The sequence below is a fragment of the Amycolatopsis sp. WAC 04182 genome (assembly GCF_003947465.1).
Lineage (GTDB): Bacteria > Actinomycetota > Actinomycetes > Mycobacteriales > Pseudonocardiaceae > Amycolatopsis.
This window is the reverse complement of record NZ_QHJJ01000009.1, coordinates 206,516-223,324: the sequence shown is the minus strand read 5'-3', so window position 1 is coordinate 223,324 and position 16,809 is coordinate 206,516. Positions and strand designations below refer to the sequence as shown.

At 68.8% G+C, this 16,809-nt stretch carries 15 protein-coding genes; 3 read left to right on the top strand and 12 right to left on the bottom strand.

The features are described 5' to 3' along the window. Positions 1–54 precede the first annotated feature (54 nt). The 3 genes from DMH01_RS38450 to DMH01_RS38440 all read right to left on the bottom strand — a co-directional run bounded on the left by DMH01_RS38450 (position 55) and on the right by DMH01_RS38440 (position 5,396). Entirely contained in the window at positions 55–3,027 is a 2,973-nt protein-coding gene (locus DMH01_RS38450) for a patatin-like protein (protein ID WP_125683737.1), read from the bottom strand. A gap of 334 nt (positions 3,028–3,361) precedes the next feature. Beyond that, positions 3,362–4,606 (bottom strand): DUF445 domain-containing protein, encoded by a 1,245-nt coding sequence (locus tag DMH01_RS38445; protein ID WP_125683735.1) that lies wholly within the window; start codon positions 4,604–4,606, stop codon positions 3,362–3,364. 7 nt (positions 4,607–4,613) lie between these two features. Continuing rightward, positions 4,614–5,396: an Abi-alpha family protein gene (locus tag DMH01_RS38440; protein ID WP_125683733.1), complete on the bottom strand. Its 783-nt coding sequence runs from the start codon at positions 5,394–5,396 to the stop codon at positions 4,614–4,616. Between the two features lie 88 nt (positions 5,397–5,484). On the opposite strand from DMH01_RS38440, the gene DMH01_RS38435 reads away from it, so the two are divergent. Beyond that, on the top strand, positions 5,485–6,345 hold the full coding sequence (locus DMH01_RS38435) for a maleylpyruvate isomerase family mycothiol-dependent enzyme (RefSeq protein ID WP_125683731.1): 861 nt from the start codon (positions 5,485–5,487) through the stop codon (positions 6,343–6,345). Here DMH01_RS38435 and DMH01_RS38430 read toward each other — a convergent pair. After that, positions 6,308–6,706, bottom strand: a complete 399-nt coding sequence (locus DMH01_RS38430; protein ID WP_125683729.1) for a pyridoxamine 5'-phosphate oxidase family protein — start codon at positions 6,704–6,706, stop codon at positions 6,308–6,310. The two genes, DMH01_RS38435 and DMH01_RS38430, sit on opposite strands and share 38 nt — an antisense overlap. Positions 6,707–6,788: 82 nt before the next feature. Here DMH01_RS38430 and DMH01_RS38425 point away from each other — a divergent pair, with 82 nt between their 5' ends. Then, entirely contained in the window at positions 6,789–7,706 is a 918-nt protein-coding gene (locus DMH01_RS38425; protein WP_125683727.1) for an AraC family transcriptional regulator, read from the top strand. On the opposite strand, the gene DMH01_RS38420 is transcribed toward DMH01_RS38425, so the two are convergent. From DMH01_RS38420 to DMH01_RS38405, 4 genes are read right to left on the bottom strand one after another with little or no spacing between them, the layout of a single operon-like run. Further along, positions 7,694–8,050, bottom strand: a complete 357-nt coding sequence (locus DMH01_RS38420; protein WP_125683725.1) for a lipopolysaccharide assembly LapA domain-containing protein — start codon at positions 8,048–8,050, stop codon at positions 7,694–7,696. The genes DMH01_RS38425 and DMH01_RS38420 overlap by 13 nt on opposite strands. Before the next feature lie 38 nt (positions 8,051–8,088). Then, positions 8,089–9,237 (bottom strand): dipeptidase, encoded by a 1,149-nt coding sequence (locus DMH01_RS38415; protein WP_125683724.1) that lies wholly within the window; start codon positions 9,235–9,237, stop codon positions 8,089–8,091. 36 nt (positions 9,238–9,273) lie between these two features. Continuing rightward, complete coding sequence (locus DMH01_RS38410) at positions 9,274–9,879, bottom strand: alpha/beta hydrolase (protein ID WP_125683721.1); 606 nt, start codon at positions 9,877–9,879, stop codon at positions 9,274–9,276. After that, entirely contained in the window at positions 9,876–10,835 is a 960-nt protein-coding gene (locus tag DMH01_RS38405) for a ring-cleaving dioxygenase (RefSeq protein WP_125683719.1), read from the bottom strand. The genes DMH01_RS38410 and DMH01_RS38405 overlap by 4 nt, the downstream gene beginning before the upstream one ends. A gap of 98 nt (positions 10,836–10,933) precedes the next feature. On the opposite strand from DMH01_RS38405, the gene DMH01_RS38400 reads away from it, so the two are divergent. Then, positions 10,934–11,395, top strand: coding sequence for a MarR family winged helix-turn-helix transcriptional regulator (locus DMH01_RS38400; protein WP_199745785.1), 462 nt, complete (start codon positions 10,934–10,936; stop codon positions 11,393–11,395). Between the two features lie 162 nt (positions 11,396–11,557). Here DMH01_RS38400 and DMH01_RS38395 read toward each other — a convergent pair whose 3' ends face one another. Genes DMH01_RS38395 through DMH01_RS38380 form a run of 4 tightly spaced genes read right to left on the bottom strand, consistent with a single transcriptional unit; the run spans position 11,558 to position 16,787 of the window. Then, a complete protein-coding gene (locus DMH01_RS38395) occupies positions 11,558–13,165 on the bottom strand; it encodes a benzoate-CoA ligase family protein (RefSeq protein WP_125683717.1) in 1,608 nt (535 codons plus the stop codon). A gap of 19 nt (positions 13,166–13,184) precedes the next feature. Beyond that, the gene (boxB, locus tag DMH01_RS38390; protein WP_125683715.1) at positions 13,185–14,606 is read right to left on the bottom strand and encodes a benzoyl-CoA 2,3-epoxidase subunit BoxB; all 1,422 of its coding nucleotides are present in this window, start codon (positions 14,604–14,606) and stop codon (positions 13,185–13,187) included. A 7-nt stretch (positions 14,607–14,613) separates the two neighbouring features. Beyond that, a complete protein-coding gene (gene boxC / locus DMH01_RS38385) occupies positions 14,614–16,206 on the bottom strand; it encodes a 2,3-epoxybenzoyl-CoA dihydrolase (RefSeq protein WP_125683713.1) in 1,593 nt (530 codons plus the stop codon). A 38-nt stretch (positions 16,207–16,244) separates the two neighbouring features. Then, positions 16,245–16,787 (bottom strand): TetR/AcrR family transcriptional regulator, encoded by a 543-nt coding sequence (locus tag DMH01_RS38380; RefSeq protein ID WP_233621845.1) that lies wholly within the window; start codon positions 16,785–16,787, stop codon positions 16,245–16,247. Between the last annotated feature and the right edge of the window lie 22 nt (positions 16,788–16,809).

Below are 16,809 nucleotides of genomic sequence, written 5' to 3'. Positions count from 1 at the left end.
CCAACCGTTACCGCTTCGTCGCAGGGTCAGGGCGCTATTCGACGCCCGGTTCCGCTATTCACGACGCCGCTTGCGACCCGCGAGCGAACCGAGCGGCGTCCAGATGGCGGGTAGCACGAGCAGCAGGCAGACCACCAGCCACCAGACCGGCGCCTCGCCGCGCCGCCAGCCCGCGACGACGCCGCCGAGCCAGCCGAACAGCGGGTCGCGCACCGGTGGCAGGAACGCGGCGAACAGCAGGGCCGCCACCACGAGTACACCGAGCACCGTGAGCACCATCCGCCACGTCTTGCGCAACGTCATCAGGCTCACCACCAGGAACACGATGGCGCCGGCGGCCACCGGCACGCCGACCCACTGCAGGACGGGACCGCCCTGTCCGCCGAGGACGAACCCGGCCAGCACGGTGATCAGCGCGGCGAGCACGTTCCACGGTGACGGCAGGGTGGCGGCGCCGCGCGTGATCCACCACGCGCTGCGCCCGGCGGCCTTGGCGAAGGTCGCGGCGGGCTGGACCGACTTCGGCACCCGGGTCGCCCCGGCGGCCGCGTTGAGCCCGGCGGCGCCGGCCTTGACCAGCGTCTTGGTCAGGAGCATGGTTCCGCGTTCGTGCTCGAACCGTTCGCCGGAGACCTGGCACGCCTGGAACGCGCGCTGGGTCTGCTCGTCGCTTTCGGGCTCGTTCTCGACGAGTTTCCTGAACCGTTCCGACGGTTTTCCGTTCCCCCTGGCCGTTTTCGCGTCGTGTCCGCAGTGGAGGCCGACACACGGCAGCTCCTCGCGGGCGATCTCCAGCTGCCGGACCCTGGCGAGCACCATCGCCGTCACCGGCATGCTGATCGGGAGGCCTGTTTCGCCCTCCACATCGGCCAGTTCGCCGTCGAGCCCGAGGAAAGCCAGCTCACCGGCCAATTGCGCGCGCAGAGCCTCCGCTTCCTCTTGCGACAGCCCGTCTTCCGTACCCGGCTGCCGCCACCCGATCGCCTTGAAGGTGTCCCGCACCCGCGTCCGGAACTCCTCCCGTCCGACGACGTCGCGCAGCAGGCGCAGGCGTTTCGGGTCCAGCAGGCACTGCACCAGCCAGCCCGCGCCGTCGACCCGGCCCCACATCCAGTCGTTGGCGCGCCAGGACGCCTTGTAGAACGCGCCGAAGTAGTCGGCCTGCATCCCGGTGAGCTTGTCCCACGAACGGCGTCGCTTCATGTCCAGCAGCGTCCGCGAATCCGCGCTCACCTGGACGAGATCGACCCGCTGGTCGACCGACGGCGGCTGCGCGAGCAGGCCCCGGGTCGCGATGTGCAGGCGTACGAGCCGAGAGGTGACGACGGGATCGGCCGCGCTCGATTCATCGACGGTGAGCCCTGTCCAGGCCAGCAGCGTGCTGACCGTGTCGGCGGCTTCGGTGTCGGGTTTCGCCTGCGCCAGCGGCAAAAGGATCGGGGTGGCCTGCCGGAGGGCGGCGACGACGAGCGGCCACGCCTCCTTCAGCGTGTCCGAGCGGCCGAGCGCGGCCCATTCCTTGGCGAGACCTTCGATCCAGACCGCCAGCGTGACGTCGGAGGCAGGCGGATCCTGTTCGGTGATCCAGCCCGCGAGCCGCTTCCCCCGCGCGGCCTTGTGCCGTGCTTCGTGCAGCAGCACCCGGCATCGGTTGAGCTGCACCGCCTGCTCCGGCGACGGGTCGAGCCGGAAGCCCGCGTTCACCAGTTGCAGCCCGGTGGCGACCGAATCGTCGAGCGCGGTGGTGCGGAAGGCGACGAGATCCGCGAGTTCGCAGGTGTCCTTCGGCGGCTCGGCGGGCAGGCCGTCACGCAGCCCGGCCGCCGCGGCCGCGCGCAGCTGCGCCGCCGTGCCGGACGCCCACTGACGGCCCTGGTCCTCCACATCGGACAGTGAGAGCCTGCGGGTCGCCTCGCGGACCAGCGCGGTGGCGTCCTCCTGCACCCGCCGGTCGCGGTAGTCGTTCATCAGCCGCTGGTCGACCAGCGAGTCCGGGCCGCCGCGAACCCCCATCGCGGCAAGGGAAACGCGAGTCCCCCTTGTCCGGACGACGGCGTCGTTGTGCCTGGTCAGGTCCTCCAGTTCGGCGCTGATCGTCTGGCTCAGCACGGTGCCGACGACCTTGCTCATCGCGGTACCCAGCAGCGGCGGTCGCTCCGGATCGACCACGACCCGCTCGGCCTCGCGTTCCGCCGTCGGCACCACGTACAGCAGCAGCCGCCGCACGTCCGAATGCGACTGCCGTTCGAAGATCTCCCGCAGCGCCGGGCGCAACGGCTTGTTCAGCAGCACCCCGCCGTCGGTGAGCCAATGCGAGCGCGTGACGTCGGTGTACTTCGTCATGTCCGGATGCAGCGGTCCGGTCTTCTCGCCGATCGGCATCCGGGAAAGTTCGAAGGCGCCGGGGAACGACGCGGTCGACCGCGCGGCGAGCGCGAGCGGGCCGACCACGTCGTCCGTCCACAAAGGACCATCGAAGCGGAACAGGAGCCGATGTTCGGTGTCCCGCACCAGATTGCCGAGCGCGTCGTCGAACCTGGTCGTCTCGCCGTCGATCATCGTGCCGGTGAGCAGCACCGTGATGTCGGGACAGTCGGGTTTCACCGTCGCCTTGTCGGTGATCCGGTGCAACGCGTCCTTGAGATCGCCGAGCAGCACCTTGTCGCCGTCGAGCAACGACCGCGGCTCCTTCTCGCCGGGGTCGCGGATCAGGTTGTCGAGCGATCCCGTGCTGATCCACGTGTCCCGCAGCACCTGCGGACTCGACCGGAACGCCTCGGCGAGCCCGAGGCACGCCGCGTTGATACCGCCCGCGCTCGTGCCGGTGAGCACGTCGAGCGAGACGGTGGCGTTGAGCAGATCGAGCAAGGCCCGGTACGGGCTTTTCGATTCCGGCGTTCTCGACGCCTGGAGCAGATGCGAGGTCTCGGTGGCGACCCCGCCCATCCAGACCGCGAGGCTCGCCCCGCCCACCATGGTCATCGCCAGCCGGATCTCCTGCGGCCACGGGCTCCCCGCGTCGGCCATGCGCCCTCCCCAAGGCTTTGTGCACCGAGCACCTTAGACCGGACGGGCGAACCGGTGTACCACCGTTAGTGCCGGAATTCGTTCGCCCGTAAGGGCGGTTTCACGCCCCCGCAATCAGGTGCGCGGTCGCCGCGCCTGGATACGCCCAGGACCGCATTTCGCCCCGGAGCTCGATGGCCCTTCGGCACAGGGGGTCGTGAGTACATGAAGGACCCCTTCCTGTACCTAGGCGCAAGGATGGGGGCCTTCATGTACCGGACCTGGCGCATTTCGTCACCTACATGCGATGGCCGCGAACGCGAAGTCTCGCATGTAGGTGACGAATTGCGGGGCGTCAGGCGGCGAAGTGCTCCAGCAGGAGGACCTGGGCCTCACCGACGGCGAAGCCGAGGACGGCACCGGTCGCGATCAGGATCCATTCGTCCTGCTGGAACGCGGGCCGCAGCAGGCCCTCGAACTCGCGCGGCGACAGCTCCTTCATCTTCGTCACCAGCACGTTCCGGATGTCCATCGCGTCGGTCGCGTAGTCCTCGATGTACCGCATCGTGTCCGGCAGTTCGGCCATGATCTTCTCGGCGATGTTCAGCTTCATGTCCTGATACCGCTTGCTGCCCACGGCGAACACCACCAGCGGTTTCCCGACGCCGACGCGGCGGCCGAGCTGTTCGTCGAGCTGGCGCTGGATCAGCCCGAGAACGCGGTCCGACAACGGCCCGTGCAGCACCGCCTCGATCACGTTGTGCGGGGTGATGATCTCCTTCGCGATCAGCGAGCCGTACGCCTCCGCGACCTCGCCGCGCCGTTTCAGGAACAGGCCCTGCCAGCGCACGCCGAAGTACCGGCGTTCCTCGATCGGATAGAAGATCATCCGCAGCGCTAGCCAGTCGGTGAACCAGCCGGTGAAGAGCCCGAACAGCGGCATGATCAGCGGGAACTTGAACAGCACCCAGGCGACCATCTGGATCACGCCGATGAGCCCGCCGAAGAAGATGCCGGAGCGGGCGATGAACTTGAACTCCTTGTCGCCCGCCTCCTGGAAGATCCGATTCAGCAACCGTTTGTCCTTGACCAGTGCGGTGACCACCATGCCCTTGAGGTCGAAAACACTGTCCACATCGGACTTGATCAGCTCCAGCACGGCCGCGACCATCCGCGGCGTCTCGGCCTGCACGCGCTGGATCACCAGCCGCTGCATGCCCACCGGCAGCGATTCCCACAGCCCCGGCTGGTAGTGGGCGGCGACGTCGCGCACGATGTCCTCGACGGCCGCCTGGAGCGGTTTTTCGATCTCCTTGGCGATTCTCTGCGGATCGAGCCTGGCGACGACCTCGGCCGGTTTGATCAGCTGCTCGGTCATCGTGTCGCAGGCGATGCTCGCCATCCGCGCGGCGCGTTTGGGCACGATGCCCTGCCAGCCGAGGAACGGTTTGATGCCGACGAACTCGACCGGCTGGAACATCATCCGGATCGCGACGAGTTTGGTGGTGTAGCCGATCAGGGCGGCGACGACCGGGATGGAGACGTAGAGCGGCCAGTGCTCGCCGAAATCGGCGAGGATCCCGTCGAGGAACGCACCCATGCCGAGGTCAGCCGGCGCTCGGGTCGCAGGCCTGCCAGAACTGGGCGCCGAGGCGGGAAATATGGACCGTGCGCTTCACGAACTTCGCCCGTTTGACCGACTTCTCCGCCTCGCGCACGGTTTCGTCGGTCAGCAGGATCTCGTACTGCGTCTCCAGCGCGGGCACCTCTTCGTCCAGCTCGACCAGGCCGAGCCCGATCAGCCTGGTGAGGTAGCCGGGCACCTGGTCCGGCAGCGAAACCCCGGCGGCCTTGCCGACGGTGGAGGCGTTGCGGAGCACGAACCGCCCGGCCGTGCCGAGGCTGGTCCGCTCGGCGACGTCGACGGCGGGGAACGGCGAGCCGTCGGAAAGGGCGGAAAGGATCCGGGCCTCGTCCGGCGTGAGCTGCCGCAGGATGATCGCGTAGAGGTATTCGCGGGCCCGCTCGCGGCCGAAGCCGATGGAGTGGTTGAGCAGTTCCGCCATCGCGGCACGGAGCGGTTCGAGCTGGGCGCGGGTGTGCACGAGGGTGACGGTCGCCTCGACCGGCCGCGAACCGTTGGTGTCGGGCCGGTTCATCGCGGACGCGGCGGTGAGCGCGGCGTGGTACGGGTCGTCGACCTCGTCGAGACGGCGGCGCAGCTCCGAAAGCAGCTGCCGCTCGCCCTGTTTGACGATCTGTTCCGCGATTTCGACACCGGGGAGTTTGCGGGTGAACTCGAAGCCCGTGCGCGCGGCCCAGCCCGCCAGCTGTCCCGCGCGTTTGGCGAAAGCGGCCAGGTCGTCACCGGCGGGTCGGTCGTTGCTCACGGGCACTCCCCTCACGTTCGCGCTGATGCTACCTGCGAGTAGGCCGAATGGCCGAAATTGTGATCGACGAGGGTGTTTTGATGAAGACATGAGCTTCACGCGCTGGGGTCCACCGATCGACGTCCTCCCGCTGTTCGCGCGGGAGGAGCAGGCTCTGCTCGACGTGCTCACCGGATTGGCCGCGGAGCAGTGGGCCGCGCCGACGGTGTGCACGGGCTGGACGGTGCACGATCTCGCCGCCCACATCCTGGGCGACAAACTCGGCAGGCTGTCCCGCGACCGCGACGACTACCGCAAGACGGCGCCGCGCGAGGGCGAACGCTTCGGGGACTTCATCGACCGGATCAACGACGAATGGGTGGTCGCGTGCCGACGGCTGTCCCCCGAGGTGCTGTTCGCGATGCTGGTGGACAGCACCTCGCAGATCGCCGAGATGTGGGGCCGCGCCGACCTCGACGCCATCGGCGAGCCGGTGAGCTGGGCCGGGGACGAACCCGCGCCGGTCTGGCTCGACGTCGCCCGCGAGTACACCGAGTTCTGGGTGCACCAGCAGCAGATCCGCGAGGCCGTGGGCGCGCGGATGCTGGATGAGAAGGAATTCCGCGGTCCGGTGATCGACACCTTCATGCGGGCGTTGCCGCACACCCTGCGTGACGTCGACGCGCGCACCGGCAGGCAGGTCGCCTACACCGTCACCGGCGAGGGCGGCGGGAAGTGGACGGCCCGGCGGACCGCCGACGGCTGGGAACTCGACCGGGCCGCGCCGACGTCACGCTCGCCGCTGGCCTCGGTGACGACCGACGCGGACACCTTCTGGCGGCTGTGCACCCGGAACCCGGCGGACCGCGGCCGGGTCACCGCCGAGGGCAACGAAAACGTTTGCGCCGCCCTGCTCGGGATGACGTCGATCATCACATCAGGTAACGGCTCACCTTCTCCGGCCGGATGACGAGCCGCACGAGATCGAGGGTCTGGATCCCGGCGAGCTCGCCCGAGTGGGCCGGGTCGTCGAGGTCCCAGTAGCGCTCGGCGAGGCGCGCGGCCAGTTCGTGCGCCCCGTCGGGCTCCACCGTGACGCCGCCCGAGACCGAGACCCAGCGCTCGCGTTCGCCCACCGGCGCGGCCACGATGATCGACGCGCGCGGATCGTCGTCCAGCCGCCGGACCTTGGGCGATTCGCGGGGCGTGAACAGCTGGATCGTGCCGTCGCCGGCGGCCTCGAACCACACCGGCCGGACCGGGCCGCCGGCCACGGTCAGGAACCCGTGCAGGGGGCGGCGGAGGAATTCGAGGTCGTCAGTGGTCAGCATGAGCTCGATTCAACCGGGCGGACCTGGACGTGCCCATAGGTGAAAGGCCGGATCGCCTGTGCATTCGTCTAATCTCGCCGGGGTGGACGTGTTCAGTGACCTGATCCGCGGGGTGCGCTCCCACGGTTCCCTGTTCGGCAGTTCGACCCTCTCCCCGCCGTGGAATCTGCACTTCGTGGACGGCGCGCCGCTCACCCTGTGCGCGGTGCTCACCGGCGCGGGCTGGATCGTCCCGGAGGACGGCCCGCCCGAGCCGCTTCGCGCGGGCGAGTCGGTCATCGTGCGCGGCCCCGCGACGTTCACCTTCGTCGACGAGATCGGCACCGCGGCCGAACCGGTCGCGTGCGGCGAGCACTGCGCGACGCCCGGACAGGGCGGGACGCGGCACCGGCTCGGCTGGATCGACGCCCCGGGCGGCGAGACGACGTTGATCGTCGGCGCGTACCCGGTGCGCGGCGAGATCGGCCGTCCGCTGCTGGACGCGCTGCCCGCCGTGCTGCGGGTGGACGCCGGTGGCCCGGGTGATCCCGTGCTGGAGCACGTCGCCGCCGAGGTCGCCATCGACGCGCCGGGGCAGCAGGTGGTCCTCGACCGGCTGCTGGACTGGTTGCTGGTCTGTTCCCTGCGCGAATGGTTCGACCGGCCCGGCGGCAGGCCCCCGGCGTGGTGGGCCGCGCAGCGGGATCCGGTGGTCGGCGACGCCCTGCGCCTGCTGCACACGGAACCGGCGGCACCGTGGACCGTCGGCTCGCTGGCCGGGCGGACCGGGGTGTCGCGATCGACGCTGGCCAAACGGTTCGCCGACCTGGTCGGCGAACCGCCGCTGACCTACCTCACCCGCTGGCGGATGACGCTCGCGGCGGATCTGCTGACCGGCAAGGAATCCGCGACCCTTTCCGACATCGCCCGCACCGTCGGCTATTCCGACGCGTTCGGGTTCAGCGCGGCGTTCAAACGCGTGCGGGGCGTCAATCCGAGCGAGTTCCGTCAGCGCAGCTGATGCCGCGACTTCTTGGCCTGCTTGCGCAACTGCAGGATCCGGGCGCCGCCGACGAGCGCGACCAGCGCGCCACCGGCGATCACGGAGAACAGCATCGCGACCGCCAGCGGCATGCTGCCGGACATGCCCAGGAAGTGCACGGTGGCCGTGTCCTGGTTCTGCAGGATGAACACGAGCAGGAACACCAGCACGATCAACGCGACGATGACGGCGATCCAGGTGCCGCTCACCCGCGTCCGTTTGAGCTTCGGGCCGGCTTCGAACTTACCGGCGTGGCGTGCGCCGCCCGCGGTGTCGGACGGCTTGACGGGAACCTCGGCGGTGCCCTCCTCCGGCTGCGTCATGCAGCACAGTGTCCGCCGAAGCGGGCTTGATCGCGCTCTCAAGCGTCCGAACGGGTGACCTCGTCCGCCGCGCGCAGCACGCGCAAGGTGTTCTTGCCGGCCAGTTTCGCGCAGTCCTCTTCGCTCCAGCCGCGTTCCAGCAGCGCGGCGAACAGCACCGGGTACTTCGAAACGTCTTCGAGGCCTTCGGGCAGCGTCGCGACTCCGTCGTAGTCACCGCCGAGTCCGATGTGGTCGACGCCCGCCACTTCGCGCGCGTGCTCGATGTGCGCGACGACGTCGTCGATGCCCGCCTTCGGCTTCTCCGGGCCGCCTCGTTCGGCGGTGAACTTCGTGCGCTGGTCGATGTTCCGGTAGTCCTTGCCCGCGGCTTCCATGTCCTGGCGCAGCTGGTCGTCCCACTCGGCGACCTTCGGCGAGATGAAGCCCGGCACGAACGTCACCATCGCGACGCCGTCCTTGGCCGCCAGGGTTTCCAGGACGTCGTCGGGGATGTTGCGGGGATGGTCGTTGACCGCGGTGCACGAGGAGTGGCTGAAGATCACCGGCGCGGAACTGACCTCCAGCGCGGCGCGCATCGTGCTCGGCGCGACGTGCGAGAGGTCGACCAGCATGCCGATCTTGTTCATCTCGCGGACGACGTCGCGGCCGAACTCGGTGAGCCCGCCGTGCGCCGGTTCGTCGGTGCCGGAGTCGGCCCAGGTGGTGTTGTAGTTGTGCGTGAGCGTCATGTAGCGGACACCGAGGCGGCGCAGAATCCTCAGCACGCCAAGGGATTCCGCGATGCTGTGGCCGCCCTCGGCGCCCAGCAGCGACGCGATCTTGCCGTCGCGGAAAGCGGCTTCCGCCTCGTCGGCGGTGTCCACGAGGGCCAGGCGATCGGGGTAACGCTCGGCCATCTGGTGCACGATCTCGATCTGTTCGAGCACCGCCGTCACCGCGCTGTGGCCCTCGAACTGGCAAGGCACGTAGACGGACCAGAACTGCATCCCGAGCCTGCCTTCGGCGAGCTTCGGGAAGTCGGTGTGCAGATGCGGCTGACGGACCGTGAGATCCGTGCCGGCAACGGCCTCGACCGGATCTGGCCCGGTCGTGACCCGCAGCTCCCATGGCAGATCGTTGTGCCCGTCCGCGAGGAGGACCCTGTCGAGCAGGGCCTGGGCGCGGACGAGGTCCCCGTTAGTCATCGGACGATGCTACGTTCGCGTGCTTTGCTCTCCCCGCTACGGGTTCAGCCACCCCGCGGCCGCTACCAAACCGTTGCCGGTCACCTGGTGCCCGCCGGGATGCCGATGGGCGACGACGTCCGCGCCGCGCTCGCGCAGGGCACGGACGAGCGTCTCCGCCGAAGCCAGCGGCGCCATCGGATCGTGCTCGCCGTTCGACAGGAAGACCCTGGTTCCGGACAGATCGGTCGGCGGCGGCGAGGGAACGGGAGACATCGCCGCGAACAGCGCGGCCTCCCTGACCGCGTCCGGACGGAGCAGGGACACCGCGGCGGCGATGTTGGCACCGTTGGAGAACCCGATGGCGACCAGCCGCCGGTTCCCGAGGCCGTACTCCTCACGCGAGGCGAGCACGAAGTCGGCCAGCTGGTTCGCGCGGAAGACGACGTCCTCGTGGTCGAAAACGCCTTCCGCCAGCCTGTGGAACCACCGGGCCGCACCGTGTTCCGACACCGGCCCGGCCGGCGCGAGCAGCGCCGACCCCGGGCTCAGCTGCCGGGCGAGCGGCACGAGGTCGTCCGGGCCGCCGCCGGTGCCGTGCAGGAGCAGCAGCACCGGCTCGTCGGGCGCCCCTTCGACGTACTTGTGCTCCAAGGTGCTCATCGCGGGTTGTTCTCGCTCGGCAGGTCCAGTTTCGGCAGCATGGCTTCGATGTCCTCGCGCTTGGGCTCCAGCCACGGCGGCAGTTTCAGCGCGCGGCCGAGTTCCAGCAGTGGCTCGTCGATCGCGAACCCGGGTTCGTCGGTCGCGACCTCGAGCAGCGTGCCGCCCGGCTCACGGAAGTAGATCGAGCGGAAGTACTGACGGTCCAAAATGGACGTCACGTTCACGCCGTCGTCGATCAGCTCGTCGCGCCAGGCGGCCTGGGTGCCCTCGTCCGGCGCGCGCCAGGCGACGTGGTGCACGGTGCCCGCCGCCACCAGCCCGCGCGGGGCGTCCGGCGTCACGAGGACGTCGACGAGCGCGCCGGGGCCGCCTTCGCCGGCGGAGAACCGCAGGCGGTCGCCATCCTGGTGGACGAAGGTCAGGCCGAGGCCGTCGGTCAGCATCCCGGCGGTCGCGTCCTCTCGGGACACCGACAGCGTGACGGAGTGCAGCCCGCGGATCGCGTGCTCGGCGGGGACCAGCTTCGTGTCCCACGGGTCACGCGGGTCGCCCTGCGGATGCGCGACGAGCGCGAGTTCGAGGCCGTCCGGGTCGAGGAAGGTGAGCGTCTCCTCACCGTCGGAGTTGCGGACCTGGCCGGTCTCGACGCGGTTCTCGGCGAGGTGCGCCTTCCACCAGCCGAGCGAGGTCTCCGGCACGGAGAACGACGTCGTGGTCGCCTGTCCGGTGCCGTGACGGCCCTTCGGCGCGTCCCGCCACGGGAAGAACGTCATCAGCGAGCCGGGCTTGCCGGACCCGTCGCCGTAGTAAAGGTGGTACGTGCCGGGGTCGTCGAAGTTCACGGTGGTCTTCACCAGCCGGAGGCCGAGTGCCCGGGTGTAGAAGTCCGCGTTGCGCTGGGGGTCGCCACCGATGGCGGTGACGTGGTGCAGGCCCGAAGTCTTGATCGACATGGTGCCCCTCCTCTGGAGCCGGTGGACTCAAGCTAACCCGATAACCTCTCGCGCGCAAGATATATTCCAGGAAGAGTTTTTGCGGTACCCTCGCTCGCGTGACAGTGGTGAAAGCGGAGGAACCGAACGACGACGAAGTGGTCACGTGGTGGGGCCTGGTGATCGAGGGCTACCTGGCCACACAGAACAAGCTGATGGGCGAGATCGCTGAACGCTTCGGCCTGGCGCCGGCGTCGTTCGACATCCTGCTGCGGCTCGTGCGCTCGCCCGAGCACCGGATGCCGATGACGCGGCTGGCCGTCGAGGCGGCACTGTCGAGCGGCGGGTTCACCAAGGTCGCGGACCGGCTGGTCGCCGCGGACCTGATCTGCCGCGTACCCAGCCCGGACGACCGCCGCGTCACGTTCGCGGCGCTCACCGACCACGGTCTCGACGTCGCCGAGAAGGCGCGGGAAGCGTGTGCCGAGATCCTGCGGCGCATCGTCCTGACCCCGCTCGGCGACGGCGCGCACGACCTGGCCGAGGCCATGCGCACCCTGCGCACCGTCAACGGCGCTTGACGCCTTCAATCACGCGAGATCGCCTTCTGATCACGCGAGATCGCCTTCTGATCACGCGTGTCGTCCGCCTGATCACGTGTGTCGTCCGTTCGCTCACGCGAGCCTGGCTTGCGGCACCGGCGAACTCGCGTGATCAGGAAGCGAACTCGCGCGAGATCGGGGTCAGCCGGGCAGGGGCGACGTGGGGTCCGGCTGATAGGTCCGGACCTCGTACATGTCCCGCACCAGTTCCCGGATGACGTTGCGCCGGATCTTCCCGGTCGCCGTCTTCGGCAGTTCGCCCAGCTCGACGATGCCCCGCGGCCGTTTGAACGACGCCAGCCCGGCCCGGCAGAACTCGATCAGCTCGTCCGCGTCGAGCCTGCCGCCGGGCACGCCGACCACGCACGCGACCGGTTTCTCGATACCGTCGGCGTCGAAGGCGGCCACCACCGCGACCTCGGCGACCGCCGGATGCTGCAGCAGCCTGTCCTCGACCTCGGCGGGCGACACCCAGATCCCGCCCGGTTTCAGCATGTCGTTGAAACGCCCGAGGCAGGTGTAGCTCCCGTCGGCGTTGCGCACGAAGCTGTCGCCCGTCCGCAGCCATTCGCCCTGGAAGACGTGCTTCGTCGTCTCGTACCGCGCCCAGTATCCGGTCGCGATCGACGGTCCGGCGACGAACAGTTCGCCGGGTTGCCCGTCCGGCACCGGCTCGCCGTGTTCGTCGCGCAGCGCGATCTCGTAGCCCGGCACCGGCACCCCGGTGCTCCCGGGGCGGACCTGGCGCGGCCGGTTGGACAGGAAGATGTGCAACGCCTCGGTCGAGCCGATCCCGTCCAGGATCTCGACGCCGAAGCGGTCGCGGAACCGTTCGTACAGCACGGCCGGCAACGGCTCGCCCGCCGAAACCGCTTGGCGCACCGAGGAGAACGTGTCGTCGGGGATGTCGCTGGCGAGCAGCGCGGCGTAGAACGTCGGGACGGCGAAGAACAACGTCGGCCGCTCCGCGCGGACCCTGGCGGCGATCAGCCCCGGGGTCGGCCTCGCCGGTTCGAGCAGGGTCGTCCCGCCGGCCACGAGCGGGAAGAACGCCGAATTCCCCAGCCCGTAAGCGAAGAACAGCTTCGGGACGGACAGGAACCGGTCGTTCGGCCCGATGTCCAGCACGCCGCGCGCGTACGTTTCGCAGACCGCGCGGATACTCGCGTGCCGATGCATCGCGCCCTTCGGCTTGCCCGTCGTTCCCGACGTGTACAGCCAGAGCGCGGGCGAATCCTCCCAGGTCGGCGCCGGTTCGAAACCGTCATCGTCCACTGTGGACAGCTCGCCCCACTCGTGCGCGCGGACCCCGGACGGCAGATCGGCCACCTTGGCCCGGTCCAGCACGACGTCCGTGACCTCCGGCGCCAGCCCCAGCGCGACCGTCGCCTGCGCGGCGAACTCACCCGAAACACACAGGACCCTGGCCCGCGAATCGGCGAGCAGTTTGCCGAGGTCCAGCCCGGTGACCATGGTGGACACCGGCACCGCGACCGCTCCGGCCAGCATCGCGCCGAGGATCCCGGTGAGCAGCTCGACGTCGTCGGCCATGCAGAACAGGACCCGCTCCTCCGGGCGGACGCCGATCGCCTTCAGCCCCGCCGCGACCCGGCGGCTTTCGGCCGCCAGCCCCGCGTACGTGAGGCTCCGCCTCGGGGAAACGACCGCGTCCTTCGCCCCGCGCCCTTCCGCCAGATGCCGGTCGAGCAGGTAGCTCGCCGCGTTGAAACCGGTGGCGGCAGCGGACACGGGCACACCTTCTCTCGGCTCAGCTCAGGTAAACGTATTCATAGTCGAACGGTTTCCCATTGATGCCCTGACGTGGCGGTGCCACCCAGCTCGCGATCTTTCCTCGCTCGTACACCGGGTGCATCAGCGATCGGACGAAGGTCAGGTCTTCGGGGGTGGGCAGCCACTTGCGTTTGCCGGCCAGCCAGGTCCGCTCGTCGACAACGGTGCCGTCGGGCGTCACATGGTGGCCGGAGTTTATGCCGACTTCGCGATTGAATCCAGGGTGCGGGAGGACGAATCGGAAGTCGACGCCCGCCTCGTCCAGGATCCTGTTCCAGCGGTTGACTCCGGTCTGGCAGTCGGCGCGGTACTCCTCCCGCAGGTCGAGGTTCAGCAGCAGGATGGCCGCGAGTTCCTCGGTCTCCCAGGTGCCGTCGGCCCTCGGCCGGGACAGCGATCCGGCCGCGTCGGTGAGCTTGTGGTCGTCCTTGCGGCGGGCCTCCTGCCAGCGGCCTTTCAGCCCGGCGGTGTAGTAGTTCGCCGCGTTGGTCGACGTCTCGCCGCCGAACAGGTCGAGCGACACGGTGTAGTGGAAGTTGAGGTAACGCTGGATGACGTCCAACGGGATCCCGCCGTGCCCGGCGATGTCGAAGGTGTCGTGCTCGCGGATCAGTTCGGCACTGCGGGTGACCACCCGGTCGACCCCGGTGGTGCCGACGAACATGTGGTGCGCCTCTTCCTTGAGCATGAATTCACAAGTGCGGGAAAGCGGGTCGAAACCGCTTTCCTTGAGGGTGCCGAGCTGATATTTGCCATCACGATCGGTGAAATAGGTGAACATGTAGAACGCGAGCCAATCCGCGGTCTCCTCGTTGAAGGCGCCGAGGATCCGGGGCGCGTCCGGACTTCCGGAATTCCGGAGCAGCAATCCTTCCGCTTCGTCCCGGCCTTCGCGGCCGAAGTAGGCGTGCAGCAGATACACCATCGCCCACAGATGGCGGCCTTCTTCGACGTTGACCTGGAACAGGTTCCGCAGGTCGTAGAGGCTCGGCGCGGTGAGGCCCAGCAGTTTCTGCTGCTCGACCGACGCGGGTTCGGTGTCGCCCTGGATCACGATGAGCCGCTGCAGGTCGGCGCGGTATTCGCCGGGCACCTGCTGCCAGGCGGGCTCGCCCTTGTGCTCGCCGAAGCCGATGACCCGGTCCGGATCCGGCTCCGCGAGGAAGATCCCCCACCGGTAGTCGGGCACGTCGACGTGGTCGAAATGCGCCCAGCCGTCCCGGCCGACGCTGATCGCGGTCCGCAAGTAGACCCCTTGCGTCCGCAGCGCGGGGCCCATTTCGCCCCACCAGTCCAGGAACTTCGGCTGCCACCCCTCCAGCGCCCGTTGGAGGCGCCGGTCGCCGGAGAGGTCGACGTTGTTGGGGATCTTGGCGTCGTAATCGATCTTGGTCGGCATGGGCTGTTCAAACCCGCTTCCTGTCGAAGACGGCCTTCTGACCGGTACCGTAGCGACGCAGCGCGCCCTCGGGGCCGGATGCGTTCGGACGAGTGAAGATCCAGTTCTGCCAAGCGGCCAGGCGGCCGAAGATCTTGCTTTCCAGCGTCTCGGGACCGACGAACCGGTGGTTCGCCTCCATTCCGGTCAAGGCGTCGGGGCTGAGTGAAGCCCGTCCTTCCAGCGCGATCCGGATCTCGTCCTCCCAGTCGAGGTCGTCCGGGGCGTCGGTGACCAGGCCGAGTTCGTTCGCCTCCGCCGGGCTCAGCGGTCCGCCGCGTACCTCCGCGAGCCTCGTGACGTGCTCCGGGTCGCCGAAGAACCGGGACTCCAGGCGGGTCAGGCCGTTGCCCATCGGGAAGCGGCCGAAGTTGGCTTCCGACAACGTGATCGACGCACGTTCATCGCTTTCTTCGTCGTCGATCGGCGGACCGTCCAAGATGTACTGCCGGTCCGCGGCGAACGCGAGTTCCAGCAGGAGCCCGGCGTAACAGCTACCAGGCTCGATGAGGGCGATCAGGCTACGGCTGGTGACGTCCAGCCGCTTCAGCGTCCGCTTGAAGTAGTGGACGATTTCGTTGCTCACACAGTCTTTCGCGTCGAATACGGCGCGTTCGTGGTCGAGGACCTTCGCCGGATCGCCTTCGGTGCGGAGCACCCACGTGCCGAGTTCGGGTTGGTTGGTGCGCAGGCGAAGGATCGCGTCGTCGAGTTCGCGGGTGACGTCCAGTAACCAGCCGTCGTCGTCCTCCGGGCCCTTGACGGTGATCGTCGCTTCGGTCTTGCCGCGGGCGATGTCGACGTAGCGATGCTCGAGTGGCTTCAGCTCGACGCCTTCGCCGTCGAGCCGCTCGCTCGTCCGCGCGAACTCCTTCGCCCTGGCCAGCACGGCTTCGCGAAAACCCTGCCGCGGCACGAGTTCGTCGACGAGCCGCCAGTCGACCGCGGTCCGCCCCTTCACCCCATCGGGGCGGGTGGCGAAGACGTCGGCGAGGTCCCGCCGCACGCCGCGTTTGTCGACCACCCTGGTGAGCCCGCCGGTGCCGGGCAGGACGCCGAGGAGCGGCACCTCCGGGAGTGCGACGGTCGAGGAGTTGTCGTCGACCAGCAGGATCTTTTCGCAGGCGAGCGCGATCTCGTAGCCGCCGCCGGCGCAGGTGCCGTTGACCGCCGCGACGTAGCTCTGCCCGGAGTGCGCGGCGGCGTCCTCCATGGCGTTGCGGGTCTCATTGGTGAATTTGCAGAAGTTCACCTTCCACTCGTGCGACGACGAGGCCAGCATGCGGATGTTCGCGCCGGCGCAGAAGACGTTGTCCTTCGCGCTGGTCACGATGACCACACGGACCTCGGGATGTTCGAACCGCAGCCGCTGCGTCGCGTCGTACAACTCGATGTCGACGCCGAGGTCGTACGAATTGAGTTTGAGCTCGTACCCCGGCACGAGACCGCCGTCCGCGTCGACGTCGAGTTCGAGCCATGCGACGTCGCCGTCGGTGGACAGTTTCCAGTGCCGGTAGCCGCTGGGATGACGTTCGAACGTCACCGATGTGGTCCGCGTCACTCTTCCGATTGTCTACAGTGCACTGATCAGCGTCAATGTTATGTAGAAAGTTGGTCACGGAGCAGGTCGAGGAAACGAGCCCAGTCACCACCCTTGCGGATGACGGACGACAGGGCGCCGACCAGGAGATAGACGTCGGCGACCGTGCAGTCCGAACGGAGGAGTCCGGCCGCTTGATCGTGGGCGATGATTTCGGCGACCACGGTTTCCAGCCGCTCGCGAGCGGTACCGCGCGGCTCGCTTCCGGGCCGCCCGCGGGCCGAGTCGATGGCCGCGGTGAGCCCGCGATCGCGGGACAACAGCTCGCCCACAAACCGGAGATAGCGCTCCAGGCCGGAGCTTTCACCGAAGCAGCGCGCCCGGGCGTACTCCTCGATCTCCGCGAAGCGATGTTCCGCCGCGGCCTCGACCAGCGCCTGGCGATCCGGGAAGTGCCGGTACACCGTCCCCACGCCGACGCCTGCCGCGCGGGCGATCTCCGGCATCTGCACGTCGTCCCCGCGTTCGACGAACAACGCGCGCGCGGCATCGACCACCCGGGTCCGATTGCGTTCCGCGTCGGCTCGCGGCTTGGTTGACAAGCTGCCCTCCCTCGGATTAAGT

What these genes read in the sequence shown, in the direction of transcription:
- DMH01_RS38450 (WP_125683737.1), bottom strand. Translation starts at nt 3,027, where the DNA reads ATGGCCGACGCGGGGAGCCCGTGGCCGCAGGAGATCCGGCTGGCGATG.
- DMH01_RS38445 (WP_125683735.1), bottom strand. Translation starts at nt 4,606, where the DNA reads ATGGGTGCGTTCCTCGACGGGATCCTCGCCGATTTCGGCGAGCACTGG.
- DMH01_RS38435 (WP_125683731.1), top strand. Translation starts at nt 5,485, where the DNA reads ATGAGCTTCACGCGCTGGGGTCCACCGATCGACGTCCTCCCGCTGTTC.
- DMH01_RS38430 (WP_125683729.1), bottom strand. Translation starts at nt 6,706, where the DNA reads ATGCTGACCACTGACGACCTCGAATTCCTCCGCCGCCCCCTGCACGGG.
- DMH01_RS38420 (WP_125683725.1), bottom strand. Translation starts at nt 8,050, where the DNA reads ATGACGCAGCCGGAGGAGGGCACCGCCGAGGTTCCCGTCAAGCCGTCC.
- DMH01_RS38415 (WP_125683724.1), bottom strand. Translation starts at nt 9,237, where the DNA reads ATGACTAACGGGGACCTCGTCCGCGCCCAGGCCCTGCTCGACAGGGTC.
- DMH01_RS38410 (WP_125683721.1), bottom strand. Translation starts at nt 9,879, where the DNA reads ATGAGCACCTTGGAGCACAAGTACGTCGAAGGGGCGCCCGACGAGCCG.
- DMH01_RS38405 (WP_125683719.1), bottom strand. Translation starts at nt 10,835, where the DNA reads ATGTCGATCAAGACTTCGGGCCTGCACCACGTCACCGCCATCGGTGGC.
- boxB (WP_125683715.1), bottom strand. Translation starts at nt 14,606, where the DNA reads ATGCCGACCAAGATCGATTACGACGCCAAGATCCCCAACAACGTCGAC.